Raw genomic sequence first — 24,919 nt, forward strand, 5'->3', positions numbered from 1 at the left:
TTCAGGCGAGCGTAATTTACGTTATTATGGAGCGGCTCACATTATTGATCCGGCAGACTGGAGAGGACATGAACTGTTTACTGCGTATTCGAAGCCGCTACTCAACGCTTGCACAGAGTGACCGTAAACTGGCCGACTTTCTGCTGGAGAAACCCGACTACGCCCGTCATTTAAGTTCGCAACAGCTTGCTGTTGAAGCCGGAGTAAGCCAGTCGAGCGTAGTTAAGTTTTCCCAAAAATTAGGTTTCAAAGGCTTCCCTGCCCTCAAACTTGCCATCAGTGAAGCTCTCGCCAGCGGCCAGCAACCACAATCAGTCCCGGTGCATAATCTTATTCTGGGTGATGATCCGCTGCGCCTGGTTGGTGAGAAACTGATCAAAGATAATATGGCGGCGATGCATGCAACGCTTGACGTCAACAGCGAAGAAAAGCTGCTGGCGAGCGTGAACATGCTGCGCAATGCGCGACGCGTTCTGCTAGTTGGCATCGGTGCATCCGGGCTGGTTGCCAAGAATTTTGCCTGGAAGCTGATGAAAATCGGCATTAACGCGGTGGCTGAGCAAGACATGCATGCGCTACTTGCGACGGCGCAAGCCTCAAGCAGTGACGATGTATTACTGGCGATTTCTTATTCTGGTGAACGGCGTGAGATAAACCTCGCGGCAGATGAAACCCTGCGCACTGGGGCGAAGATCCTTGCCATCACGGGCTTTACGCCAAATGCTTTACAGCAACGCGCGACACTGTGCCTGTACACCATCGCCGAAGAGCAGGCGACACGCAGTTCGGCGATTTCCTCCACCAGCGCGCAAATGATGTTAACCGACTTACTGTTTATGGCACTGGTACAGAGGGACTTGGAGCACGCACCGAAGCGCATTCGTCACAGTGAAGCACTGGTAAAAAAACTGGTTTGATCGGAGATTGGGCGTATAATGCCCGCCCTGTTTCTGATGTTATCGAGATCTTCCCATGGCGCTACTTATCACTAAAAAATGTATCAACTGCGATATGTGCGAGCCAGAGTGCCCGAACGAGGCAATTTCCATGGGCGATAGTATTTATGAGATCAACGCCGATCGTTGTACCGAGTGCGTTGGGCATTACGAAACGCCAACCTGCCAGAAAGTCTGCCCGATCCCGAATACCATCATCAAAGATCCGGCACGCATTGAGAACGAAGAGCAGCTGTGGGACAAATTTGTTCAGTTGCATCACGCCGACAAGCTTTAGCTCTCAATAATGACTGTTGCGCACGCATAGTGCCGTTCATCGGCAAGCGTAACATGTACTGATCGCACGCCCATTCTTTGCGCCACTCGCTCCGCCTCTTCCCAAAAACGTAGCTGCGGCTTACCCAACGGATCGTTAAACACTTCGAATTGGTTAAACGCCAGGCCGTTACGAATACCGGTGCCAAACGCTTTAGCCGCCGCTTCTTTTACCGCAAAACGTTTTGCAAGAAAGCGCACCGGTTGCTGGTGCGCCTGATATTGCAACCATTCGTTGGCGCTGAGCACACGCTTTGCCAGGCGGTCGCCGGAACGCGAGATAACGCCTTCAATACGCGCTATCTCTACGATGTCGGTGCCAAGGCCAAGAATCGCCATTAGCTACGCGCTTCCTGCATCAGGCGTTTCATTTCTGCAACCGCCTCTTTCAAGCCACTCATCACCGCACGGCCAATAATCGCGTGACCAATGTTCAGCTCATGCATTTCTGGCAGGCGAGCAATGGCTTTCACGTTGTGATAAGTCAAACCGTGTCCCGCATTCACTTTCAGGCCTTTGCCAGCAGCGTAAGTGGCAGCTTCTGCAATACGCGCCAGTTCTTTGGCCTGAGTCGCTTCGTCTTCGGCATCTGCGTAGCAACCGGTATGAATTTCGATATATGGCGCGCCAACAGCGACAGCCGCATCAATTTGCGCGTGGTCAGCATCAATAAACAGGGAAACCAGAATACCGGCATCAGCCAGGCGTTTGCAGGCATCACGCATTTTATCCAGCTGACCAGCAACATCCAGACCACCTTCAGTGGTCACTTCCTGGCGTTTTTCCGGCACCAGGCAGCAGAAATGAGGTTTGGTTTCGCAAGCAATACCAATCATCTCTTCGGTTACAGCCATTTCCAGGTTCATGCGTGTATCAAGTGTCTGACGCAGGATACGAACATCACGGTCGGTGATATGGCGGCGATCTTCACGCAAGTGAACCGTAATACCATCAGCACCAGCTTGTTCACAGATAAATGCTGCTTGTACTGGGTCTGGGTATGCCGTACCGCGCGCATTACGTAAAGTTGCGATGTGATCGATATTGACGCCTAACAGTAATTCAGCCATGCCTTTCCTCGGGGTCAGAACGGTTTTAGTTGAGGCAGTTTACACCGGGTAAGGAAAGCGTGGCTACGGGCCTTGCGCTATTGCGGGTCTTGAGGTGATTTGAGTGGTCGAATTTTGGGCACAAACTGGCGGAACAATTCGCGGCTTTTGAGAGGTTTGCCGCCAAGATAGGGTTTTAATGCCATACGCGTAAAGCGTTTAGCTGCTCGCAACGTGGCGACGTCAGGAAACTCACGGTTAGCAAGCGCTCTTAATTCATGGCCGGTGAAACTGTAATGATCGACAACAAGGCTTGCGATAAACCCTTTTTCTTCACGGTATCGATAGGTCATGGTGTCGCTGACTTCTTCGCCGCTTCCTGCGCAATGCAGAAAATCCACGCCATACCCCAGATGCCCAAGCAGAGCCAATTCAAAACGGCGTAAAGCAGGTTCGGGTGAACCACTCGTTCCAGCGAGAGCCTGAATACAGTGGAGATAATCGAAGAATAATTCGGAGAAACGGGTTTCGTCTTCCAGCACGCGTGAAATCAGCTCGTTGACGTACAGGCCGCTGTAAAGCGTGATACCACTCAAGGGAAGTGCAAGAGAGACAGCTTCGGCGCTACGGAGTGTTTTAACTTCACCACGTCCGCCCCAGCGAACCAGCAAAGGGGTAAAGGGTTGTAGAGTCCCTTTGAGATTAGAGCGGCGAGAACGAGCTCCTTTCGCAATTAAACGAACGCGCCCGGACTCTTCAGAAAAAAGATCAAGTAGAAGGCTGGTTTCGCTCCAGGGGCGACTATGCAGGACAAAAGCCCGTTGCCAGCCTTCCATTCTCTTATTTCAGATCGTCGGTATAACCCAGGCTACGCAGCGCGCGCTCGTCGTCTGCCCAACCGGATTTAACCTTAACCCACAGTTCAAGGTGGATTTTGGCTTCAAACATCTCTTCCATGTCTTTACGCGCTTCGATACCGATGGTTTTGATTTTGGCGCCTTTATTGCCAATAACCATCTTCTTCTGGCCTTCACGTTCAACCAAAATCAGGCCATTGATGTCGAAACCACCACGAGCATTCTCTACAAACTGTTCAATTTCAACGGTAACGGAATATGGCAGTTCCGCACCCAGGAAACGCATCAGTTTTTCACGGATGATCTCAGACGCCATGAAACGCTGTGAACGGTCAGTGATGTATTCTTCCGGGAAGTGATGAATTGCTTCTGGTAGACGCTTGCGAACAATGCTTGCGATGGTGTCTACGTTCATACCGTGTTCCGCAGAAATAGGCACGATATCAAGGAAGTTCATCTGGCTGCCGAGGAATTGCAGGTGCGGCAACAGAATGCCTTTGTCCTGAACGTTATCGACTTTGTTCACCGCAAGAATTACCGGCGCGCGCGCATCACGCAGTTTGTTGAGCACCATCTCATCGTCGGCGGTCCACTTCGTGCCTTCTACAACGAAGATAACCAGCTCAACATCACCGATGGAGCTGCTGGCAGCTTTGTTCATCAGGCGGTTGATGGCGCGCTTTTCTTCCATATGCAGCCCCGGGGTATCGACGTAAATCGCCTGATACGGGCCTTCAGTATGGATACCCATAATGCGGTGACGAGTAGTCTGCGCTTTACGGGAAGTGATAGAGATTTTTTGCCCAAGCAACTGGTTTAGCAGCGTGGATTTGCCGACATTCGGGCGACCAACGATGGCCACGAATCCGCAAAAGGTTTGTTCTTCGCTCATTATTCCAGCTCCAGCTTGATAAGCGCCTGCTCAGCTGCAGCCTGTTCCGCTTTACGGCGGCTTGAACCAGTACCAACGACCGGTTCAGGCAGGCCACTCACCTGACAGTGAATGGTAAATTCCTGATCGTGCGCTTCACCACGAACCTGTACCACCAAATAAGATGGTAGCGGCAAGTGGCGACCCTGCAAATACTCTTGCAGACGCGTCTTAGGGTCTTTTTGCTTATCGCCTGGGCTAATTTCATCCAGACGAGATTGATACCAGGAAAGAATTAAACGCTCAACATTCTGGATATCGCTGTCGAGGAAAACACCACCAATTAAGGCTTCGACGGTATCGGCCAGAATAGATTCGCGGCGGAAACCACCACTTTTCAACTCACCCGGCCCAAGACGCAGACATTCGCCTAATTCAAATTCACGGGCAATTTCTGCCAGAGTATTTCCACGCACAAGCGTTGCACGCATACGACTCATATCACCTTCGTCTACACGAGGAAAACGATGGTAAAGCGCGTTTGCAATAACGTAGCTAAGAATGGAGTCACCCAGAAATTCCAGACGCTCATTGTGCTTGCTGCTGGCACTTCGATGCGTTAATGCCTGCTGTAACAGATCCTGATGTACAAAAGTGTAGCCCAGCTTACGCTGCAGCCTATTAATTACGATGGGGTTCATGCGATACCAATTAATGAATGCGTCAATTATTCAGCACACGGAACAGACCTGAAAAAGAGAACCAACGCTGTTTCGTTTGCCGTGGCTCCCTTATGGGAGCCAACCTTAATACGGGGGGATATTCTATAGATAACGACATAGAAAGTCGTTATCTGAATAGATTTAATTGATCAATGAATTCCGCCAATACGACTTAAACGAACACCCGTTGGCCATTCACCCTCTTGTTTCTCAAAACTCATCCAGATAGTGGTTGCTTTACCGACCAGATTTGCCTCAGGAACAAAGCCCCAATAACGGCTATCAGCGCTGTTATCGCGGTTATCACCCATCATGAAATAATGGCCCGGTGGCACAATCCACGTGGCAAGTTGCTGGCCCGGTTGCTGGTAATACATACCCAGTTGGTCTTGAGCGATTGGCACAGTCAAAATGCGGTGGGTTACATCACCCAGTGTTTCTTTGCGCTCAGACAGGCGAATCCCGTCTTCTTTGGTCTGGTTCAGAGGCAACTGGAAGAAACCAGAATTAGCTTCACTACCATTACGACGCGCAAAAGTCTGCACAAAATCACTTGGCTCTACATTGCTGTAGGTAATTGGCAGAGCGTTATCACATGCCTGGCCCGAACTGCAATTTGGCTGAATAGTGACTTCTTTTGCAACTGGATCGTAACTGACGCGATCGCCCGGTAAGCCAACAGCACGCTTGATGTAATCCAGACGTGGATCTTGTGGATATTTGAACACCACAATATCACCGCGTTTTGGGTGACCCGTTTCAATGAGCGTTTTCTGGTAAATCGGATCTTTAATACCGTAAGCAAATTTCTCCACCAGGATAAAGTCGCCAATGAGTAACGTTGGCATCATTGATCCTGATGGAATCTGGAACGGCTCATAAATAAATGAACGTACGATCAAAACAATAGCGAGCACCGGGAATACGGATGCCCCCGTTTCTAACCAACCTGGCTTAGGTGCGACTTTTTTTAGCGTTTTGCTATCAAGTGCATCACCAGTGGCAGCTTGCGCTGCCGCCTGTTTTTCATGACGCTTTGGCGCAAAAATAAATTTATCAATACACCATAAAAGGCCCGTTACCAGCGTCGCTATCACGAGGATTAGCGCAAACATATTCGCCATGCCAACTCCTTAATTTATTTGCTGTCTTTGCCGACGTGCAGAATGGCGAGGAACGCTTCTTGAGGCAATTCGACGTTACCGACTTGCTTCATACGCTTCTTACCGTCTTTCTGTTTCTGCAACAGCTTTTTCTTACGGCTGACGTCACCGCCGTAGCATTTTGCCAATACGTTTTTACGCAACTGTTTCACAGTAGAGCGCGCGATGATATGTGCGCCGATAGCCGCCTGGATTGCAATATCAAACTGCTGGCGTGGGATCAGCTCTTGCATCTTCTCAACCAACTGACGACCACGGAACTGCGAGTTACCACGGTGCGTGATCAATGCCAGGGCATCAACACGATCGCCGTTAATCAGAACATCTACACGCACCATGTCAGAAGTCTGGAAGCGTTTGAAGTTGTAATCCAATGAAGCATAGCCACGGGATGTTGATTTCAGACGGTCGAAGAAGTCGAGAACCACTTCAGCCATTGGAATTTCATAAGTCAATGCAACCTGGTTACCGTGGTAAACCATGTTGGTCTGCACACCGCGTTTTTCGATACACAGAGTGATAACGCTGCCCAGATATTCCTGTGGCATCAGCATATGACATTCTGCAATTGGCTCACGCAGTTCTGCGATGTTATTCAGTGCTGGCAGCTTAGATGGGCTATCAACATAGATAGTTTCGCCGGTCGTGGTTTCGACTTCGTAAACTACCGTAGGTGCTGTGGTAATCAGGTCAAGATCGTATTCGCGCTCCAGACGTTCCTGAATGATTTCCATGTGCAACAGACCCAGGAAGCCACAGCGGAAGCCAAAGCCCAATGCGGTGGAGCTTTCTGGCTCATAGAACAGGGAAGCATCGTTCAGGCTAAGCTTACCAAGCGCATCACGGAAGTTTTCGTAATCGTCAGAGCTAACCGGGAACAGACCTGCATAAACCTGCGGCTTCACTTTTTTAAAACCTGGCAGCGCTTTATCTGCCGGGTTACGCGAAAGGGTCAGGGTATCGCCGACCGGTGCACCAAGAATATCTTTGATTGCGCAGACCAACCAGCCAACTTCACCACAACCCAGAACATCTCGATCAACACGTTTCGGTGTGAAAATGCCCAGACGGTCAGCGTTATAAACCTGGCCGGTGCTCATTACTTTGATTTTGTCGCCTTTTCTCATGGTACCGTTTTTGATACGCACCAGAGAAACAACGCCAAGATAGTTATCGAACCATGAGTCAATGATCAGAGCCTGCAATGGCGCTTCCGGATCACCTTCAGGGCCTGGGATATCACGCACCAGACGTTCAAGAACATCAGTCACACCAAAACCAGTTTTTGCCGAGCAACGCACTGCATCGGCAGCATCGATGCCAACGATGTCTTCAATTTCTTGCGCAGCACGTTCAGGATCAGCTGCTGGCAGGTCAATTTTGTTCAGAACTGGAACCACTTCCAGATCCATTTCCATCGCGGTGTAGCAGTTTGCCAGAGTCTGAGCTTCTACACCCTGCCCGGCATCTACCACCAGCAACGCACCTTCACACGCTGCAAGAGAGCGGGAAACTTCATAAGAGAAGTCAACGTGGCCTGGGGTGTCGATGAAATTCAGGTGATAAGTTTCACCATCAGATGCTTTGTAATCCAGCGTAACGCTTTGCGCTTTGATGGTAATACCACGTTCACGCTCCAGATCCATGGAGTCAAGAACCTGGGCTTCCATTTCACGGTCGGACAAGCCGCCGCAAATTTGGATAATACGGTCAGACAGCGTCGATTTGCCGTGGTCGATGTGGGCAATAATAGAAAAGTTACGTATATTCTTCATAGTTAGAGGTTTTATGCCTTACAAATCCGGGAAAGCTCGGCGCAATGCGCTGTACAGAGCATGATGTCAATGGCTGTCTTTTGCCTGAAACGCCGCATTCTACACTACAACGAGAAAGCGAGGAAACAGGTCATCATGCAAGCGTAGCTGAGTGATGAAAAGCCGGTGGAATGTGTGTCAAATAGATAGTGGGCAGAAGAGGCTTCACCGATTGTCCGCAGAAGTAACAGTTTCGACTCTTAATGCGTCAGGCGGCAGAGCAACGCTTAAAATAACAGGCTGCCAGGTTTCACGACGACTGAGCTTCAAAGAGAAGCCGCGCGCGATAAGAAAACCACCAACCCCACCCAGCAACGCACCACAAATCGCCGCAAGGTTTGTCCCAAACAGCGCCTGGAAAAGGGCTGATACCAGAAATAAACCGACTAACGGTGACATATAAACCAGCAATGCTGAGCCGATCAGACTGCCTTCCGTAATACCCAACTCGACTTTTTGACCCACCACCAGCGGTGTATCGCAAGCAACCGATAAAGTGTGGCTAGTCTGTGGGCCGAGTTTATTGAGTATGCGACTGCCACAGCCTGCGCGGGAAGCGCAGCTGTTGCAGGAGGTTTTCACGTCGCAGCTAAGTTGCGCTTCACCATTATGCCAGGAGACAACGGTCGCCCACTCTTTGATCATTGCGCAGCCTTGAATTTTATACTGTCAGCAATACGTTTTGCAGTTTGCGGAGGCAATTCACCCACAATGGTGATCTCAGTTTTGTCACGAACCTCAGAACTGACCGTACGGCGCCCCGTGCGTAATAGCTGATCGGTACTATTACTTACAGCGCGGCTAATGTTTACCGAGAAGCTAAACAAGCCATCAGAATAGAGACGTGATTCAATCGGGACATCAACAGTTGGCAATGGACGACGGCTGCTGGATACCTCGCTAAAACCTTGTGGCAACCAAGTCGGTGCCCAGGAGAAATTCACTTTCTCAGCACCTGGAACCGATAGCAAAGGCGGTAAATTTGCCTTTGCCAGAGTTTGCATCATGGTATTTGCTTCTTTGCTAACGTTGAAAGAAATAACGCGGAATTGTTCCAACGTTTCGCCATCACGATCCAGCAAATCAACGCGCAGTGGTAATTTGGTTTCAGAGTCCATCCACACCATGTAGCTGTAACGCGTACCGTCTCGTGCCACAACACGAATGACTTCACACAGGCGATCGGCTATACGCGTACGACCAACAGAGATGAAGTCGTAATAAGGGGTAAGACGTTTGAAATCGGTGTAGACGATTGATGGGAGCGAATCAACGATGTAATCCCCAGTGAGCGTAAACGGCTCAAGTCCTGGTTCAAAATAGCTGATTTCACTGCCACGCTGGACAACCTCACGACGTGGGCCATCCATCTGAAGCAATTGTGCAAGTGGACGATTATCAAGCCTTGCATGGCGATAGCGTAAAGACTCTATCCCCTGCTTATTAATGCTGATAAATGCCAACTCATAATTGAGTGACTGACTTGCCTGGTTCATCTGCTGCAACAATGCCCCGGACGAAACAGTGTCCGCCGAGGCATTTGAGGTGAACAACAGGCTGCTTGTCATAAGAGACAGGGCATACCAAAGTTGCTTCATTACTGCGATTGAGTTCCTAAAGTTTGGTTTCCTGGCACTTGTACCGCAGCTTGCTGGGTTTGTGCCTGTTCAAACTGGAGTTGCTCGGCGTGTAAACGACGCTGCAATTCGTAATCTTGCAACATAGCATTGATACGTCGACGCTGTTCCTGTACCTGCTGCTGACCTGTGCTGGCTGTGCTGTCAGACGGCACACCCAAACTTACCGGACTTGCTTTACCCATCATTGGCAAAGTGTTAAACACCGGAGCCTCGGGCTGAGCAGGGTTGTCAGACTGGCCATTATAGTGCTGCACCCCGACGATTACCGCAAGCGATACGCATGCTGCAACGCCCATTTGGGTGAGTTGGCTTGCCCACGGGCGAACCTTATTCCAGAATGACATTTTCTGCCATTGCTGAGGTTCGGGCTGCTGTTCAGTAATGAGTGGCGTGACATTACGCACTGGCTCATTTTCAATTGCGGCCATGACGTTGGCTGCAATATCAAAATGAAGTAATTCACTGGTATCGCCGCGCATAGTATCGCGGATTAGGTGGTAGCTCTCCCAGCTGTTCTGCAATGTTTTGTCTTTCGACAAAGTACCGAGCAGTTCGCTATCCAGAGTTTCCCCATCCATTAAAGCGGAAAGCTGTTCTTTCTGCATGCCTAATTACCCTTCCAGTAACCCGCTATCGTCAACGCCTGATAAGCGGTTGAACTTTATTATCAATAGCTTCCCGTGCACGGAAAATACGAGAACGTACAGTCCCTACTGGGCAATCCATGATGACGGCTATTTCTTCATAGCTCAAACCATCCAACTCCCGCAACGTAATTGCCATGCGTAAATCTTCCGGGAGTGACTCAATAGTACGGAAAACTATTTGTCTCAGTTCTTCAGACAACATTAAGTTCTCAGGGTTCGAAATTTCTTTCAATGCGCTGCCACTTTCGTAGTTTTCCGCATCAATTGCGTCCACATCGCTTGATGGAGGACGACGTCCCTGAGCAACCAGATAATTTTTTGCCGTGTTGACCGCTATTCGGTACAACCATGTATAAAACGCGCTATCGCCGCGGAATGAATCCAGCGCACGATAAGCTTTAATGAAAGACTCCTGCACCACATCAGGAACATCTCCTGAAGGCACATAGCGGGATACCAGACTCGCCACTTTATGCTGATAACGAATTACCAGTAAATTGAATGACTTCTGCTCTCCCTTCTGGACCCGTTCGACGAGGACTTGATCCGTTAACTGCTCGCTCATCCGAGGTAATGTCTCCCCAAACCTATTTCCACGCGTAATTGAAAAGCCACCCGAACTCTGCATATTTGAGCAAGTTCACGGTTGGAGCGCTCGATTTGAGCAAAGTTCCGTTACGCCTTTGTTTTCCTGATCTGTTCCACGAATTATCTCTTCTTGATTATAAGTTTCGTGGCACAAACCGTAACACCTTTTTTATCCTAAAAGGCGATCGCTAAACTGCTTGCAGAGTATCGCATGAATCATGATTTTTCATCAGAAAATCTGCCACCAACATCGGACCTGTAACAAATATGGCTTATCCAGCACATAATTCAGATGAAACTGAGAGCTTCAGCTCTTTTGTTTAGTTCATATAACACTGAATTAAAAAAAGCGTGTTAGAGCCCACATCGGATGATATGCTGGCCCAACCTTTGTTTAGTAAATTAAACACGATGAACGCAAATTCCGAACTAGCTTGTGATGTATTAATCGTCGGTAGCGGAGCTGCTGGCCTCTCTCTTGCTTTACGGCTTGCCGAAAACAGCAAAGTTATTGTTCTGAGTAAGGGCCCAATCAATGAAGGCTCAACATTCTATGCTCAGGGCGGTATTGCCGCCGTGTTTGATGAAACGGACAGCATCGATTCACATGTTGAAGATACGCTTATTGCCGGAGCCGGGATTTGCGACCGGGATGCGGTAGAGTTTGTCGCCAGCAATGCACGCCATTGCGTGCAATGGTTAATCGACCAGGGTGTATTGTTTGATACCGAAATTCAGGCAAATGGTGCGGAAAGTTATCATTTGACCCGCGAAGGTGGGCACAGCCATCGCCGAATTCTCCATGCCGCTGATGCAACGGGTAAAGAAGTTGAAACCACACTCGTCGGCAAGGCACTGAGCCACCCTAATATTCGCGTCATTGAACGTAGCAATGCAGTCGATCTTATTGTCTCGGACAAAATTGGCCTGCCGGGCACGCGTCGCGTTGTCGGTGCCTGGATTTGGAACCGCAACCGCGAAAAAGTAGAAACCTGCCGTGCAAAAGCGGTCGTTTTAGCTACCGGTGGCGCATCAAAGGTTTATCAGTACACCACAAACCCGGATATCTCTTCTGGCGACGGTATAGCCATGGCCTGGCGTGCGGGTTGCCGTGTCGCCAACCTGGAATTTAATCAGTTCCACCCTACCGCTCTTTTCCATCCGCAAGCGCGCAATTTCCTGCTGACCGAAGCATTGCGCGGTGAAGGTGCCTATCTCAAGCGCCCGGACGGCTCGCGCTTTATGCCTGATTTTGACGAGCGTGGTGAACTGGCGCCGCGAGATATCGTGGCACGCGCCATCGATCATGAAATGAAGCGCCTGGGTGCAGATTGCATGTACCTGGATATCAGCCACAAACCGGAAGATTTTGTGCGCCACCATTTCCCGACTATCTATGAAAAGCTGATGGGACTGGGTATCGATATCACCAAAGAACCGGTACCTGTCGTTCCTGCTGCGCACTACACCTGCGGTGGCGTGATGGTCGATGAGAATGGGCGTACTGATGTTGACGGGCTTTATGCTATCGGCGAAGTGACTTATACCGGCCTGCATGGCGCAAACCGTATGGCATCAAATTCACTGCTCGAATGCCTGGTTTATGGCTGGTCAGCGGCAGAGGATATTATCAAGCGTATGCCATACGCCCGCATTTCCAGGTCATTACCCGACTGGGATGATAGCCGCGTCGATAACCCAGATGAGCAGGTTGTTATTCAGCATAACTGGCATGAGCTGCGTTTATTTATGTGGGATTACGTCGGTATTGTGCGATCGACGCGCCGCCTGGAACGCGCATTGCGCCGTATCACCATGTTGCAGCAAGAAATCGACGAGTACTACGCCAACTTCCGTGTCTCGAACAATTTGCTGGAACTGCGCAACCTGGTGCAGGTTGCAGAGTTGATTGTGCGCTGCGCCATGATGCGGAAAGAAAGCCGGGGTCTGCACTACACGCTGGACTACCCGGATTTAGCCGAAAACTCCGGGCCAAGCATTCTCTCGCCGCTCTACATAAATAAGTAGAAATCCTGGGTCAGGCTGCAGTAGCCTTCTGAATACTGCTGGTCTGGCCCACGAATCGTTAATCGATCGGTATAATATTCACCGTCTGTCGGTGACAGCGCAAGCATGACACGATGCGGCAAGCGCGTTTCGTTATCAGCAACGTCGGTACGATAACGAACATTCCATCCCTGCTTTTTAGCCAGTTCAGTAAACGCCGTTCCCGCCGTTTCAGGCATGATTACACAGAAAAAACCGTCTTCCGTAATTAACTGCGTTGCGCTGTTTAACAACGCGCTATGATCCAATGTCGTGGTGTAGCGCGCCTGTGCACGTTCTGCCGATGCACAATTGCTGCCCTGTTCAAAGAATGGCGGATTACTGACAATCAGCGAATACCGCTGTGTTGCCTGCTCAGCCCATTCGCGGATATCTGCACAATGCACTGTTATGCGCGGGGCCCACTGGCAACCTTTGGCATTTTCCGCAGCTTGCTCAGCGGCAACGGGATCAAGTTCCACAGCATCGATCGTGACATTATCCGGAGTGCGTTGCGCGAGCATCAGCGCCAACAAACCACTACCTGTGCCGATGTCCAATACGCTAGTCACGTTTGCCACAGGCACCCAAGCGCCAAGCAGTGTGCCATCTGTACCGACTTTCATTGCGCATCGATCGTGCGCGACAAAGAACTGTTTAAAGGTGAATCCATCACGACGCAATACTGCTTTTTGACTGCACATCTTAGCTACCCTATAGAGAAACGGGTGTAGCATAGGGGAAACTCGCTGCCAGGAAAAGCGTCAGTTACCCACACAAACAGATGAAGATCGCAGCCATAACGTCTATAATCGGCGCCCTACATAGAGGAAGACCATGACTGTAACCACTTTTTCCGAACTGGAACTTGACGAGAGTTTGTTACTCGCGCTCCAGGACAAGGGCTTTACCCGCCCGACAGCTATTCAGGCTGCCGCCATTCCACCTGCACTTGAAGGGCGTGATGTCCTCGGTTCCGCGCCAACCGGTACCGGTAAAACAGCCGCTTATTTGCTGCCTGTGTTACAGCATTTGGTCGATTTCCCGCGTAAGAAATCTGGCCCACCACGTATTTTGATCGTCACGCCAACGCGTGAACTGGCAATGCAAGTGGCCGATCACGCTCGTGAACTGGCAAAACATACACATCTTGATATCGCAACCATCACCGGTGGCGTGGCTTATATGAACCACGCGGAAGTGTTCAGCGAAAATCAGGATATTGTTGTTGCAACGACGGGTCGTCTGCTGCAATACATCAAAGAAGAAAACTTTGATTGCCGTGCGGTAGAGACACTGATTCTTGATGAAGCCGATCGCATGTTGGATCTGGGCTTTGCGCAGGATATCGAAACCATTGCTGCTGAAACACGCTGGCGCAAACAAACCATGTTGTTCTCCGCAACGCTTGAAGGCGACGCGATCAAGAATTTCGCAGAGCGTTTGTTAGAAGATCCGGTAGAAGTTTCTGCAACCTCCTCAACTCGCGAGCGCAAGAAAATCCACCAGTGGTACTACCGCGCAGACAACGTTGAGCATAAAACGGCAATGCTGGTGCATTTGCTTAAGCAACCAGACACTACACGTTCAATCGTGTTTGTCCGTAAACGCGACCGTGTGCATGAACTGGTTGCGTGGCTTCGTGAAGCGGGTATCAACACCTGCTACCTCGAAGGCGAAATGGTGCAGATGAAGCGTACCGAAGCTATCAAGCGTTTGACTGATGGCCGTGTGAGCGTGTTGATTGCGACAGATGTTGCCGCTCGAGGTATCGATATTCCAGAAGTGAGCCATGTGTTCAACTTCGATATGCCGCGTACTGCTGACACTTACCTGCACCGTATCGGGCGTACAGGCCGTGCGGGCCTCAAAGGTATCGCTATTTCCCTGGTTGAAGCGCACGACCATTTGCTGCTTGGCAAAGTTACGCGTTACATGAAAGAACCAATGAAAGCGCGCATTATCGAAGAGCTGCGCCCAACGACCCGCGCACCAAGTGAGAAACTCACTGGTAAGCCGTCGAAGAAAGTACTCGCTAAGCGCGAAGAGAAGAAGAAAGACGATAAAGAAAAACCGCGTGTGAAAGTTCGTCTGCGCGATAAAAAGAATGTCGGGAAGCGCCGTAAACCAAGCAGTGCGAAAACCGATTCAGCTGAATAAATCGTCAGCGATCATAAAAACCGTCTCTATGGAGGCGGTTTTTTTACGTTCTGAGTTAGTATTTTAACCGTTTCATAACGGTTACTGACTCAAAGCCATAAAAAAGCCGGTGCAATGAGCACCGGCTTTTTAAATCTTAAATACTGTATACCCGAAATAATTCGAGATGCAGGATATTAGAGGCTTGCAGTAAAAGTACGTGCAATAACATCACGCTGCTGTTCTGCAGTCAGTGAGTTGAAACGTACTGCATAGCCAGACACACGAATGGTCAACTGCGGGTATTTTTCTGGGTGCTTAACTGCATCTTCCAGAGTCTCACGACGCAGAACGTTCACGTTCAGGTGCTGACCACCTTCTACACGAACTTCAGGTTTTGCTTCAACTGGGATTTCGCGATATTCGATTTCACCCAATTTGCTCACTTCTACAACTTCGTCTTCTGCAAAACCAGCTTTAGCACAAACACAACGCGCTTCGCCTTTCTCGCTGTCCAGCAGCCAGATAGAGTTCAGGAGTGAATCATTTGCAGCTTTAGTAATTTGGATACCAGTAATCATTTTATTTCTCCCTAAGGGCTAATTTTGTGATTCTATTTCGGGCCATAAACTGGCTCATTGGTAAAACCATTGTTGCGTTACTGATCTTTATACTAGCCAAACCAGCTTCAAACTTTGATTTAAATCAATTAAATCCATGCCTTCTATGTGCCTATGATATCATTTATTTGTTTTACATCAACTTAGCTAAGCTAGTGAAAATTAAAAATTATGTAAATTTTCAAATTTTTTTAGGTTTCACGCTTATCCGCCGTTCATCCATTTTGCTTAGAAGAAAGAAGTGGTTAAGCTAGTGGCATTCCGAATCGCAGGAGAGCGAGATGACAACCCCCCTCACATGGCACGATGTGCTGGCGCAAGAAAAGCAGCAGACCTATTTCACAAACATACTGGCGACAGTTACTGAACGGCGTGCTGCTGGAGTCACGGTTTATCCTCCGCAGAAAGATGTGTTCAACGCATTCAGGTTTACTGAGCTGGGTGATGTGAAAGTCGTGATCCTTGGTCAAGACCCTTACCATGGGCCAGGACAGGCGCATGGGCTGGCCTTTTCTGTGCTTCCCGGCGTTGCAGTGCCGCCATCATTAGCCAATATGTATAAAGAGCTACAGACCGATATTGCTGATTTTACGCGGCCAAACCACGGCTATCTGGAAAGCTGGGCGCGCCAGGGCGTATTATTGCTCAATACCGTACTGACTGTTGAAGCAGGCAATGCGCATTCGCATGCGAAATTAGGTTGGGAGACGTTCACGGATAAAGTGATAGCGCTTATCAACGAACACTGTGAAGGTGTGGTCTTTTTGCTTTGGGGTTCGCACGCGCAAAAGAAAGGTAGCTTTATCGATCGCAATCGCCACCATGTTTTACAAGCTCCCCATCCTTCGCCTTTATCAGCACATCGTGGGTTTATGGGCTGCGGTCATTTCTCTAAAACTAATGAGTATCTGACTGAGCGCAACCAGCCAGCGATTAACTGGACGCCTGTATTGCCAGATTAAAGAGACAAAAAAGCCAGCTTTCGCTGGCTTTTTAAAGCAGTCATTAACAAAGCATCACGCTTTGTTTTGACGCCACCATTCCGAGAGCAACACACCGGTTGCTACTGATACGTTCAGGCTTTCAACATTACCAGTACCGGTAATCGCCACGCTCATATCAGCATTTTCGAAGGTTGCATCGGAAACGCCTTCGCGTTCCTGACCTAACACCAGAACCATTTTCTTCGGCAACTCAGCTTTGAAAAGCGGAGTTCCTTTGTGGCTTGATGTTGTGACAATCGCATAACCGGCTTTACGGAATTGCTCCAGACCGTCTTCGAAAGTCTCGCCGCTGATGGCTTCAACATGCTCCGCACCGCCTTCAGCAGTACGAACAGCAGCACCAGACTCCAGCATTGCTGCATCTTCCACCAGCAAACCTTTCACACCGAAGTGTGCACAGCTGCGCATAATGCCGCCGAGGTTGTGCGGGTTAGCCACGTTTTCCAGCGCCAGTACACAATCTTCTTCACCAGCTTTAGAAAGCCAGCTATCCACTGTGATACCACGACGCTTTTTAATGATGAAGCAAACGCCACCGTGGTGCTCAGTACCTGATGCTTTAACTAACTCAGCATCATCTACCACATGGTAGGCTTTACGGTTTGCTGCCATCCAACGTAATGCTTCTTTGAAACGCGGAGTCACGCTCTGGACAAACCAGGCGCGTACGATGCAATCAGGGCGGCTCAAGAACAGCGCCTGGCAAGCATTTTCACCGTAAACACGAGTTTCTTCCGCACGTTGGCGGCGAATCACTTCAGGGTCAACAATTGGTCTGCCATTGGCACCCATTTGTTCGCCTGCTTCAACTACTTCTTCTCTTGGCGGTCGTGAAACCGTACGCCACGGGTTATCACCGCGATCGTCACGATCATCACTACGATTCCGATCACGCCCGGCGCCAGGCTTATCATCACGACGTGGACCACGACGGCCCTCACCACGTGACGGTGCCGCCGGACGCCCACCACCTTTACCTGTGCGCGGGTTTTGGCTGCGTTTTTCGCTGTCATCGTCACCGCGGACATACATCACTTTGACCTTGCCGCTTTTACCTTTAAATTCGTCGTTCATTCTTCTCTCCACCTGGCTGAGCGCGTGGCGCGCAGATTACCCGATGTGGCACGGCTTAGCCATTAACTTTGGTCGAAAGCCAATAACTATTATATCCATCGAATAAATCACTTGGCTGGTACTCTATTAATCGCCGATAATATTTAACATATAAGAAACATTACTGACGAGTTGACTGTTTTCAGACAACGTATCCTTTAGAGGTTAGCTATGAATACCGTTTGTGCCGCCTGCCAGGCGATTAATCGCATCCCCGATGAGCGTATTGATGACGGTGCGAAATGTGGCCGTTGTGGCCATGAACTATTTGATGGTGAAGTGATTAATGCCACCAGCGAAACGCTGGATAAACTGCTGCAAGATGATTTACCCGTAGTCGTGGATTTCTGGGCGCCGTGGTGTGGGCCATGCGTGAACTTCGCGCCAATCTTCGAAGATGTGGCGGAAGAACGTAGCGGCAAAGTGCGTTTTGTAAAAGTGAATACAGAAGCAGAGCCGGCACTGAGCGCACGTTTCCGTATCCGCAGTATTCCAACCATAATGGTGTTCAAAAAAGGTGAAATGGTCGACATGCTAAACGGTGCGATGCCTAAAGCACCGTTTGATAGCTGGTTGAACGAAAACATCTAACTTCACGGGTACGTTTATTGTGCCCGAATGCCTCATCTACGTTAGAATGGCGTTTTTAAGCTTGTTTATCTGATGACTGAAAACGCCGTCTTACGTCTTCGTGCCGAACGCCTGGCGCGTGCAACCCGCCCTTTCCTTGCTCGTGGTAACCGCATCCGCCGTTGTCAGCGTTGCTTGCTGCCGCTAAAACAATGCCTGTGCGAAACACTACAGCCACAAAATGCGCGTAGCCGTTTCTGCCTGGTGATGTTCGACACCGAACCGATGAAGCCGAGCAATACCGGGCGACTCATTGCAGATATTTTGCCGGATACCGAAGCTTTTCAGTGGTCACGAACCGAACCACCGCAGGCCCTGCTCGATTTAGTCAGCTCCCCGGATTACCAACCGATGGTCGTATTCCCCGCTTCTTATGCAAGCGTTGGGCGAGAAGTGCTGACCGTGCCGCCCAAAAGTGGCAAACCACCGCTTTTCATCATGCTCGACGGCACATGGACTGAAGCGCGTAAAATGTTTCGCAAGAGTCCTTACCTGGACAATCTTCCGGTCATTTCAGTGGACTTGAGTATTGTCTCTGCTTATCGGCTCCGTGAAGTTCATGCTGACGGGCAATACTGCACCGCAGAAGTCGCTGCAGCCTTGCTCGCACTGGCCGGCGATGAACACGCAGCTGTTGGGCTAACCGAACATTTCACGCTGTTTCGTGAGCGATATCTGGCAGGCAAACCCCATCATCAGTCCAGCATCACAGCAGCGGAACCAGAAAGCGTTTAAACTCACTGAGTTAATTCTCAGGGGAGAGAGCAATGAGTCAACGTGGGCTGGAGGCGCTATTGCGTCCCAAATCAATCGCTGTTGTCGGGGCTTCTGCGAAAACCGATCGCGCAGGCTACTTAATGATGCGCAATCTTCTGGCTGGAGGTTTTAATGGCCCGGTCATGCCTGTAACGCCCAGCCATAAAGCGGTTTGCGGCGTTCTTGCCTGGCCTGATATCGCAAGCCTCCCTTTCCCGCCCGATCTTGCCGTCATTTGCACAAACTCAAAACGTAATCTCGAACTGCTACAAGCTCTGGGTGAAAAAGGCTGCAAAGCCTGCATTATTCTCTCTGCCCCATCTGAGCAACTCCCTAAATTATTAGCCTGCGCCACCCAATGGCAAATGCGTCTGCTGGGGCCAAACAGCCTCGGCTTGCTTGCGCCATGGCAAGGTCTGAATGCGAGTTTCTCACCCGTCCCAATTCAAAAAGGTAAACTGGCCTTTATTTCGCAATCAGCGGCGGTTTCGAACACTATTCTGGACTGGGCTCAGCAACGTGAAATGGGCTTCTCATGGTTTATCGCGCTCGGTGACAGTCTCGATATTGATGTTGATGAGCTACTGGATTACCTGGCTCGCGATACCAAAACCAGCGCCATTTTGCTTTACCTGGAACATTTGAGCGACGCTCGTCGCTTTGTTTCAGCGGCGCGAAGTGCTTCGCGTAACAAACCGATTCTGGTGATTAAAAGCGGCCGCAGTGCCAAAGCACAAGAACTACTGAAAACCCATATCGGACTCGATGCCGCATGGGATGCCGCCATTCAACGTGCTGGTCTATTGCGCGTTCAGGACACTCATGAGCTGTTCTCAGCGGTAGAGACGCTAAGCCATATGAGGCCATTACGCGGTGAACGCTTAATGATTATCAGCAATGGTGCAGCTCCCGCCGCCCTGGCATTGGATGAGCTATGGCTGCGCAACGGCAAACTGGCGACACTGAATGATGAAATACTCGATAAGCTCAGGAGCGCTTTGCCTGTCAGTGTTGAAAGTGGTAATCCGTTAGATTTACGCGACGATGCCACTCCGGAACGCTACCTGCACGCGGTTGAAACGCTACTTGATAGCCAGGATTATGATGCCCTGATGATCATCCATGCCCCGAGTGCTGCAGCCCCTGGGACGGTAAGCGCCACCGAGTTAATCGACTTAATCCACAAACATCCACGCGGCAAATACATCACGTTAATAACCAACTGGTGTGGCGAGTTTTCCTCTCAGGAAGCCAGGCGATTGTTCAGTGACGCGGGTATCCCGACTTACCGCACACCTGAAGGTGCGGTAACCGCATTTATGCATATGGTGGAATATCGTCGAAATCAGAAACAGCTGCGTGAAACGCCAGCGTTACCTGCCAATCTGCAAGCCAATGCCAGTGAAGCTCATGCTCTTCTGCAACAAGCACTGACCGAAGGAGCCACCTCTCTCGATACCCATGAAGTGCGACCTATTTTACAAGCGTACGGGCTAAACACGCTGCCAACCTGGATTGCCGGTGATAGCGCGGAAGCCGTGCATATTGCCGAACAGATTGGTTACCCGGTCGCCCTGAAATTACGCTCCCCTGATATTCCCCATAAATCTGAAGTTCAGGGTGTCATGTTGTACCTGAGAACCGCCACTGAGGTGCAACAAGCCGCTGATGCCATCATTGATCGAGTGAAAATGACCTGGCCACAGGCACGTATCCACGGGTTGTTGGTCCAAAGTATGGCTAACCGGGCAGGTGCACAGGAGCTGCGGATAGTGGTTGAGCATGATCCCGTCTTTGGCCCTCTGATTATGCTGGGCGAAGGCGGCGTCGAGTGGCGCCCCGATCAGCAGGCCGTGGTGGCCTTACCGCCACTCAATATGAATCTTGCCCGTTATTTGGTTATTCAGGCGATCAAAAGCGGCAAAATACGTGGGCGCAGCGCATTACGCCCGTTAGATGTGCCCGGTATCAGCCAGGTACTGGTACAGGTCTCAAACCTGATTGTGGATTGCCCGGAAATCCGGCGTCTGGATATTCATCCGCTTTTAGCCTCCGGTAATGAATTCACACTTCTGGACGTGACTTTGCAGCTCGGTAAATTTGACGGAGATGCAGAAACACGATTAGCGATCCGCCCCTATCCGTACCAACTTGAAGAAAATGTGACTCTCAAGAACGGCGAGCAATGCCTGTTCCGCCCGATCCTTCCGGAGGATGAGCCCTTGCTTCAACAGTTTATTTCTCTGGTTACCAAAGAAGATCTCTACTATCGCTACTTCAGTGAGATCAACGAATTTACCCATGAAGATTTAGCCAATATGACCCAGATCGACTACGATCGAGAAATGGCATTCGTCGCAGTGCGCCAACAAAATGGCGAGAGTGAGATAATCGGCGTCACGCGCGCGATCTCTGATCCCGACAATATCGATGCGGAATTTGCTGTGCTGGTTCGTTCTGACCTGAAGGGTTTGGGATTGGGGCGGCGATTACTGGAAAAACTGATTTCCTATACCAGTGATCATGGGCTGCAAAGATTAAATGGCATTACGATGCCGAACAATCGTGGCATGGTCACTTTGGCCAGAAAACTCGGATTTGATGTCGATATACAACTGGAAGATGGCATCGTAAGTCTGGCTCTTCCATTGATAAAAAGCATAGATTCGTGAGTAAGGTACTGGAAAACTTACTCACTTTGCGGGTCAGTAGTGGTATTATCAGCAGGTTCTGACGTCTGGATTTTGCAGAAGGCCATCCAATGAATAGAGAAGATACGCACTGTGATGTTGTCTAAATTTAAACGTAATAAACATCAACAACACCTTGCCCAATTGCCGAAGCTTTCTCAGTCAGTTGATGATGTAAAGACCCTTTTCTCCCCAGCGGATTTCCGTGAAGTTCTGCTGCAAAAAATTGCGAGCGCAACTCGCCGCATCTGTATTGTCGCATTGTATCTTGAACAAGATGATGCTGGTAAAGCCGTGTTAACCGCGCTCTACCAGGCAAAACAGCAACGCCCGGAAATTGAAGTAACCGTTCTGGTGGACTGGCATCGCGCGCAGCGAGGACGCATCGGAGCCGCCGCGACCAATACCAATGCTGACTGGTATCATCGTATGACCGAGGAGTATCCCGGCGTAGATATTCCAGTGTACGGCGTGCCAGTGAACACGCGCGAAGCATTAGGCGTTCTGCATTTCAAAGGTTTTATTGTTGATGATTGCGTGATTTACAGCGGTGCCAGTGTGAATGACGTCTATCTGCATCAGCATGATAAATATCGTTATGACCGCTATCAGGTCATCTGTAACCCTCAGCTTTCCGACATCATGTATAACTGGATGCTAGAAAATCTGGTACATGGTCGTGCGGTACATCGCCTGGATAAACTACACAGGCCAAAAAGCCCAGAGATCAAAAATGATATTCGTTTGTTCCGCCAGGAACTGCGAGATGCCAGTTTTCATTTCCAGGGTAATGCCGATAACGAACAGCTTGCCGTTACGCCATTAGTCGGGCTGGGTAAAGCTAGCCTGCTCAATAAAACCATCTATCATTTGATGCCTTGTACCGAGCAGAAACTTGTTATCTGTACGCCTTATTTCAACCTTCCAGCGGTGCTGGTGCGTAACATTATTACGCTCTTACGCGAAGGGAAACAGGTCGAGATTATTGTCGGTGATAAAACCGCGAATGATTTTTATATTCCGGAAGATCAACCGTTTAAGATTATCGGTGCCTTACCTTATCTCTATGAAATAAACCTTCGTCGCTTCCTGAGCCGCTTACAATACTACGTTAACAGCGGGCAATTAATTGTTCGCCTGTGGAAAGATGACGATAACAGTTACCATCTGAAAGGCATGTGGGTCGATGATGAGTGGATGCTGCTGACCGGTAATAACCTCAACCCGCGAGCGTGGAGACTGGATCTGGAGAATGCGATTCTTATTCACGATCCAAAACAGGAACTGACGGCGCAGCGTGACCATGAATTAGATTTGATTCGGACTCACACCACGGTCGTTCAGCATTATCGTGATTTGCAGAGCATCGCGGAATATCCGGTTAAAGTGCGCAAGCTTATTCGCCGCTTACGCCGTATCCGTATAGACCGTTTGATAAGTCGTATTCTGTAATTCATCGCTATACTGAAAAGCCCTGCTTGCAGGGCTTTTCAGTAGCCAGAGGATCATGAATGCTGCGTTTTTTACCCACCTCAATATTCCTTCTTAGCGGTTGCAGCCATATGGCACAAGACCAATGGCATGGTCAGGATAAAGCACAGCACTTTATCGCATCGGCTATTTTATCCGCAGCAGGGAATGAATATGGCCAGCATCAGGGCTGGAGTGACTCCCGCAGTGTGAATTTTGGTTTCTTATTTTCGGTAAGTCTTGGGGCCACGAAAGAATTATGGGATAGCCGCCCGGCTGGAAGTGGATGGAGCTGGAAAGATTTCACATGGGATGTAGCCGGTGCAGCCACCGGCTATGCAATATGGCAATTCGCTAAATATTAGAGTTTGATGCCCTTCCCTTTGCGGTGTAGCAATAGCGATACCAGAAATGCCAGCGCCCCCATTCCTGAGACATACCAGAAAAATGCAGTCTCCATTCCGATGGATTTAAGTGAGAGTGCAACATATTCAGCCGACCCGCCAAACAAGGCATTTGCAACCGCATACGAAAGGCCAACACCTAATGCACGTACCTCAGGTGGAAACATCTCGGCTTTCAAAATACCACTTATTGAAGTGTAAAAACTGACGATCAGCATCGCGAGAATGACCAGACCGAATGCGGCATAAGGTGAGCTAACGCTTTGTAAAGCAGTCAGAATTGGCACAGTCATCACCGTTGCCAGGCCACCAAAGCAAAGCATCGAATTTCGACGACCTATTTTGTCGGACAACGCACCAAAGAAGGGTTGCACCAACATAAAGATAAACAATGCGAAGGTCATTAATGCGCTGGCTGTGTTGGCATGCATCCCTGCGGTATTGACCAGGTACTTTTGCATGTAAGTTGTGAAGGTATAGAAGCTAAGTGACCCACCGGCTGTGAACCCGAGTACCATAATAAAGGCTCTACGGTTTTTCCAAAGCCCACCCAGAGTCCCTGCATCTTTGTGTTCCCGGGTCGCTTTATCTGAAGTTTCATCTAATGAACGGCGTAAATAGAGGGCGACAACGGCAAGTACTGCGCCCAGTGCGAAAGGTATCCTCCATCCCCATTCACGCAACTCTCCATCACTGAGAACTTGTTGAAGTACAACCACAACGAGTAGCGCTAAAAGTTGCCCACCAATGAGTGTTACGTATTGAAAAGACGCATAAAAACCTTTCCGCCCTTCTACTGCAACTTCACTCATATAAGTTGCACTCGTACCGTATTCCCCTCCAACAGATAGCCCCTGAAATAAACGAGCAAGCAACAAAAGTGCCGGTGCCCAAGTGCCAATCGAGGAATAACCGGGCAAACAGGCGATTACCAGAGATCCAAAACACATCATGCAAACAGAGATGAGCATCGAGTTTTTACGCCCGTGCTTGTCGGCAATATAACCAAACAGCCAACCACCAATCGGGCGCATTAAAAAACCTGCGGCAAATACCCCGGCAGTTTGTAGAAGTTGTGTTGTGCTATTGCCCGAAGGGAAGAAGATATGTGCAAAGTAGAGTGAACAGAATGAGTAGACATAGAAATCAAACCATTCAACCAGATTCCCCGATGAGGCTCCCACAATTGCCCAAATACGACGACGTGTATCTGAACCTGTCAGCGTTCCGCTGTCCTGATGTGTTGTTGCTGTTTCAGTCATTTTTTAATCCCCTGTCTTCCTGAATAAGCATAAAGCCCAAAGATTCAGTAAAGCAGGTGATTATTTAGATGCTATTCAGAGTTGTCTGTTTTGAGGTAGTTACGTCAAGAATTGTGAGCAAGCTAATCTTTTTATCTGCACGTCGGTGAATTTTCATAAATGG

At 49.5% G+C, this 24,919-nt stretch carries 26 protein-coding genes; 10 read left to right on the top strand and 16 right to left on the bottom strand.

The genetic code is table 11. From position 1 onward, the window contains the following. Positions 1-68: 68 nt before the first annotated feature. Positions 69-917, top strand: coding sequence for a MurR/RpiR family transcriptional regulator (locus tag M977_RS05930; RefSeq protein ID WP_064513114.1), 849 nt, complete (start codon positions 69-71; stop codon positions 915-917). Positions 918-972: 55 nt separating this feature from the next. Further along, positions 973-1,233, top strand: coding sequence for a YfhL family 4Fe-4S dicluster ferredoxin (locus M977_RS05935; RefSeq protein WP_064513115.1), 261 nt, complete (start codon positions 973-975; stop codon positions 1,231-1,233). Here M977_RS05935 and acpS read toward each other — a convergent pair. The 12 genes from acpS to M977_RS26100 form a co-directional block, all read right to left on the bottom strand. Next, the gene (gene acpS / locus M977_RS05940) at positions 1,230-1,610 is read right to left on the bottom strand and encodes a holo-ACP synthase (RefSeq protein WP_064513117.1); all 381 of its coding nucleotides are present in this window, start codon (positions 1,608-1,610) and stop codon (positions 1,230-1,232) included. The genes M977_RS05935 and acpS overlap by 4 nt on opposite strands. Further along, positions 1,610-2,341 (bottom strand): pyridoxine 5'-phosphate synthase, encoded by a 732-nt coding sequence (gene pdxJ, locus M977_RS05945; RefSeq protein WP_064513118.1) that lies wholly within the window; start codon positions 2,339-2,341, stop codon positions 1,610-1,612. The genes acpS and pdxJ overlap by 1 nt, the downstream gene beginning before the upstream one ends. 77 nt (positions 2,342-2,418) lie before the next feature. Next, entirely contained in the window at positions 2,419-3,156 is a 738-nt protein-coding gene (recO, locus tag M977_RS05950) for a DNA repair protein RecO (protein ID WP_034459297.1), read from the bottom strand. Positions 3,157-3,160: 4 nt separating this feature from the next. Beyond that, positions 3,161-4,069, bottom strand: a complete 909-nt coding sequence (era, locus tag M977_RS05955; protein WP_064513120.1) for a GTPase Era — start codon at positions 4,067-4,069, stop codon at positions 3,161-3,163. Further along, positions 4,069-4,749 carry a ribonuclease III gene (rnc, locus tag M977_RS05960; protein ID WP_064513123.1) on the bottom strand — a complete coding sequence of 227 codons (681 nt, stop codon included), beginning with the start codon at positions 4,747-4,749 and terminating at the stop codon, positions 4,069-4,071. Before rnc ends, era begins: the two co-directional genes overlap by 1 nt. Positions 4,750-4,919: 170 nt before the next feature. Next, on the bottom strand, positions 4,920-5,894 hold the full coding sequence (lepB, locus tag M977_RS05965) for a signal peptidase I (RefSeq protein WP_034459309.1): 975 nt from the start codon (positions 5,892-5,894) through the stop codon (positions 4,920-4,922). Positions 5,895-5,908: 14 nt separating this feature from the next. After that, positions 5,909-7,708, bottom strand: coding sequence for a translation elongation factor 4 (gene lepA, locus M977_RS05970; RefSeq protein WP_064513124.1), 1,800 nt, complete (start codon positions 7,706-7,708; stop codon positions 5,909-5,911). 204 nt (positions 7,709-7,912) lie between these two features. Then, positions 7,913-8,392, bottom strand: a complete 480-nt coding sequence (rseC, locus tag M977_RS05975; RefSeq protein WP_064513126.1) for a SoxR-reducing system protein RseC — start codon at positions 8,390-8,392, stop codon at positions 7,913-7,915. After that, positions 8,389-9,345 (bottom strand): sigma-E factor regulatory protein RseB, encoded by a 957-nt coding sequence (rseB, locus tag M977_RS05980; RefSeq protein ID WP_064513128.1) that lies wholly within the window; start codon positions 9,343-9,345, stop codon positions 8,389-8,391. Before rseB ends, rseC begins: the two co-directional genes overlap by 4 nt. Then, positions 9,345-9,992: an anti-sigma-E factor RseA gene (gene rseA, locus M977_RS05985; protein WP_064513130.1), complete on the bottom strand. Its 648-nt coding sequence runs from the start codon at positions 9,990-9,992 to the stop codon at positions 9,345-9,347. The genes rseB and rseA overlap by 1 nt, the downstream gene beginning before the upstream one ends. Before the next feature lie 31 nt (positions 9,993-10,023). Further along, positions 10,024-10,599, bottom strand: a complete 576-nt coding sequence (gene rpoE / locus M977_RS05990) for an RNA polymerase sigma factor RpoE (RefSeq protein WP_064513132.1) — start codon at positions 10,597-10,599, stop codon at positions 10,024-10,026. A gap of 22 nt (positions 10,600-10,621) precedes the next feature. After that, positions 10,622-10,678, bottom strand: a complete 57-nt coding sequence (locus tag M977_RS26100) for a hypothetical protein (protein WP_413498769.1) — start codon at positions 10,676-10,678, stop codon at positions 10,622-10,624. Between the two features lie 355 nt (positions 10,679-11,033). On the opposite strand from M977_RS26100, the gene nadB reads away from it, so the two are divergent. Continuing rightward, positions 11,034-12,650, top strand: a complete 1,617-nt coding sequence (gene nadB / locus M977_RS05995) for an L-aspartate oxidase (protein WP_064513173.1) — start codon at positions 11,034-11,036, stop codon at positions 12,648-12,650. Here the strand turns inward: nadB and trmN are convergent. Next, entirely contained in the window at positions 12,635-13,372 is a 738-nt protein-coding gene (gene trmN, locus M977_RS06000) for a tRNA(1)(Val) (adenine(37)-N(6))-methyltransferase TrmN (RefSeq protein WP_064513135.1), read from the bottom strand. The two genes, nadB and trmN, sit on opposite strands and share 16 nt — an antisense overlap. 133 nt (positions 13,373-13,505) lie before the next feature. Between trmN and srmB the strand changes: the two genes are divergently transcribed. After that, on the top strand, positions 13,506-14,828 hold the full coding sequence (gene srmB, locus M977_RS06005; protein WP_064513137.1) for an ATP-dependent RNA helicase SrmB: 1,323 nt from the start codon (positions 13,506-13,508) through the stop codon (positions 14,826-14,828). A gap of 176 nt (positions 14,829-15,004) precedes the next feature. Here srmB and grcA read toward each other — a convergent pair whose 3' ends face one another. Beyond that, complete coding sequence (gene grcA, locus M977_RS06010; RefSeq protein WP_064513139.1) at positions 15,005-15,388, bottom strand: autonomous glycyl radical cofactor GrcA; 384 nt, start codon at positions 15,386-15,388, stop codon at positions 15,005-15,007. Positions 15,389-15,708: 320 nt separating this feature from the next. Here grcA and ung point away from each other — a divergent pair, with 320 nt between their 5' ends. After that, positions 15,709-16,389 (top strand): uracil-DNA glycosylase, encoded by a 681-nt coding sequence (gene ung / locus M977_RS06020; RefSeq protein WP_064513143.1) that lies wholly within the window; start codon positions 15,709-15,711, stop codon positions 16,387-16,389. A gap of 54 nt (positions 16,390-16,443) precedes the next feature. On the opposite strand, the gene M977_RS06025 is transcribed toward ung, so the two are convergent. After that, entirely contained in the window at positions 16,444-17,505 is a 1,062-nt protein-coding gene (locus tag M977_RS06025; protein WP_064513145.1) for a tRNA/rRNA methyltransferase, read from the bottom strand. 210 nt (positions 17,506-17,715) lie between these two features. Here M977_RS06025 and trxC point away from each other — a divergent pair, with 210 nt between their 5' ends. The 5 genes from trxC (at position 17,716) to M977_RS06050 (ending at position 23,455) form a co-directional block, all read left to right on the top strand. Next, positions 17,716-18,135 (top strand): thioredoxin TrxC, encoded by a 420-nt coding sequence (gene trxC, locus M977_RS06030; RefSeq protein ID WP_034461817.1) that lies wholly within the window; start codon positions 17,716-17,718, stop codon positions 18,133-18,135. Between the two features lie 72 nt (positions 18,136-18,207). After that, positions 18,208-18,909, top strand: coding sequence for a tRNA-uridine aminocarboxypropyltransferase (locus tag M977_RS06035; protein WP_064513148.1), 702 nt, complete (start codon positions 18,208-18,210; stop codon positions 18,907-18,909). A 32-nt stretch (positions 18,910-18,941) separates the two neighbouring features. Continuing rightward, a complete protein-coding gene (locus M977_RS06040; RefSeq protein ID WP_064513149.1) occupies positions 18,942-21,602 on the top strand; it encodes a bifunctional acetate--CoA ligase family protein/GNAT family N-acetyltransferase in 2,661 nt (886 codons plus the stop codon). Positions 21,603-21,716: 114 nt separating this feature from the next. Next, on the top strand, positions 21,717-23,072 hold the full coding sequence (gene pssA / locus M977_RS06045; RefSeq protein ID WP_064513151.1) for a CDP-diacylglycerol--serine O-phosphatidyltransferase: 1,356 nt from the start codon (positions 21,717-21,719) through the stop codon (positions 23,070-23,072). A 59-nt stretch (positions 23,073-23,131) separates the two neighbouring features. Next, positions 23,132-23,455, top strand: coding sequence for a YfiM family lipoprotein (locus M977_RS06050; protein WP_064513154.1), 324 nt, complete (start codon positions 23,132-23,134; stop codon positions 23,453-23,455). Here M977_RS06050 and M977_RS06055 read toward each other — a convergent pair. Then, positions 23,452-24,756: an MFS transporter gene (locus M977_RS06055; protein WP_064513156.1), complete on the bottom strand. Its 1,305-nt coding sequence runs from the start codon at positions 24,754-24,756 to the stop codon at positions 23,452-23,454. The two genes, M977_RS06050 and M977_RS06055, sit on opposite strands and share 4 nt — an antisense overlap. Between the last annotated feature and the right edge of the window lie 163 nt (positions 24,757-24,919).

Source organism: Buttiauxella gaviniae ATCC 51604 (assembly GCF_001654835.1).
Classification (GTDB): Bacteria; Pseudomonadota; Gammaproteobacteria; order Enterobacterales; family Enterobacteriaceae; genus Buttiauxella; species Buttiauxella gaviniae.

Bases quoted from the DNA above. Each gene is read 5' to 3' on its own strand.
- pdxJ (WP_064513118.1), bottom strand. From the start codon at position 2,341: ATGGCTGAATTACTGTTAGGCGTCAATATCGATCACATCGCAACTTTA.
- M977_RS06050 (WP_064513154.1), top strand. From the start codon at position 23,132: ATGCTGCGTTTTTTACCCACCTCAATATTCCTTCTTAGCGGTTGCAGC.
- rseB (WP_064513128.1), bottom strand. From the start codon at position 9,345: ATGAAGCAACTTTGGTATGCCCTGTCTCTTATGACAAGCAGCCTGTTG.
- lepB (WP_034459309.1), bottom strand. From the start codon at position 5,894: ATGGCGAATATGTTTGCGCTAATCCTCGTGATAGCGACGCTGGTAACG.
- srmB (WP_064513137.1), top strand. From the start codon at position 13,506: ATGACTGTAACCACTTTTTCCGAACTGGAACTTGACGAGAGTTTGTTA.
- pssA (WP_064513151.1), top strand. From the start codon at position 21,717: ATGTTGTCTAAATTTAAACGTAATAAACATCAACAACACCTTGCCCAA.
- trmN (WP_064513135.1), bottom strand. From the start codon at position 13,372: ATGTGCAGTCAAAAAGCAGTATTGCGTCGTGATGGATTCACCTTTAAA.
- recO (WP_034459297.1), bottom strand. From the start codon at position 3,156: ATGGAAGGCTGGCAACGGGCTTTTGTCCTGCATAGTCGCCCCTGGAGC.
- rpoE (WP_064513132.1), bottom strand. From the start codon at position 10,599: ATGAGCGAGCAGTTAACGGATCAAGTCCTCGTCGAACGGGTCCAGAAG.
- rseC (WP_064513126.1), bottom strand. From the start codon at position 8,392: ATGATCAAAGAGTGGGCGACCGTTGTCTCCTGGCATAATGGTGAAGCG.
- nadB (WP_064513173.1), top strand. From the start codon at position 11,034: ATGAACGCAAATTCCGAACTAGCTTGTGATGTATTAATCGTCGGTAGC.
- M977_RS06025 (WP_064513145.1), bottom strand. From the start codon at position 17,505: ATGAACGACGAATTTAAAGGTAAAAGCGGCAAGGTCAAAGTGATGTAT.
- rseA (WP_064513130.1), bottom strand. From the start codon at position 9,992: ATGCAGAAAGAACAGCTTTCCGCTTTAATGGATGGGGAAACTCTGGAT.
- M977_RS05935 (WP_064513115.1), top strand. From the start codon at position 973: ATGGCGCTACTTATCACTAAAAAATGTATCAACTGCGATATGTGCGAG.
- lepA (WP_064513124.1), bottom strand. From the start codon at position 7,708: ATGAAGAATATACGTAACTTTTCTATTATTGCCCACATCGACCACGGC.
- M977_RS06055 (WP_064513156.1), bottom strand. From the start codon at position 24,756: ATGACTGAAACAGCAACAACACATCAGGACAGCGGAACGCTGACAGGT.
- M977_RS06035 (WP_064513148.1), top strand. From the start codon at position 18,208: ATGACTGAAAACGCCGTCTTACGTCTTCGTGCCGAACGCCTGGCGCGT.
- era (WP_064513120.1), bottom strand. From the start codon at position 4,069: ATGAGCGAAGAACAAACCTTTTGCGGATTCGTGGCCATCGTTGGTCGC.
- rnc (WP_064513123.1), bottom strand. From the start codon at position 4,749: ATGAACCCCATCGTAATTAATAGGCTGCAGCGTAAGCTGGGCTACACT.
- M977_RS05930 (WP_064513114.1), top strand. From the start codon at position 69: ATGAACTGTTTACTGCGTATTCGAAGCCGCTACTCAACGCTTGCACAG.
- ung (WP_064513143.1), top strand. From the start codon at position 15,709: ATGACAACCCCCCTCACATGGCACGATGTGCTGGCGCAAGAAAAGCAG.
- acpS (WP_064513117.1), bottom strand. From the start codon at position 1,610: ATGGCGATTCTTGGCCTTGGCACCGACATCGTAGAGATAGCGCGTATT.
- trxC (WP_034461817.1), top strand. From the start codon at position 17,716: ATGAATACCGTTTGTGCCGCCTGCCAGGCGATTAATCGCATCCCCGAT.
- grcA (WP_064513139.1), bottom strand. From the start codon at position 15,388: ATGATTACTGGTATCCAAATTACTAAAGCTGCAAATGATTCACTCCTG.
- M977_RS06040 (WP_064513149.1), top strand. From the start codon at position 18,942: ATGAGTCAACGTGGGCTGGAGGCGCTATTGCGTCCCAAATCAATCGCT.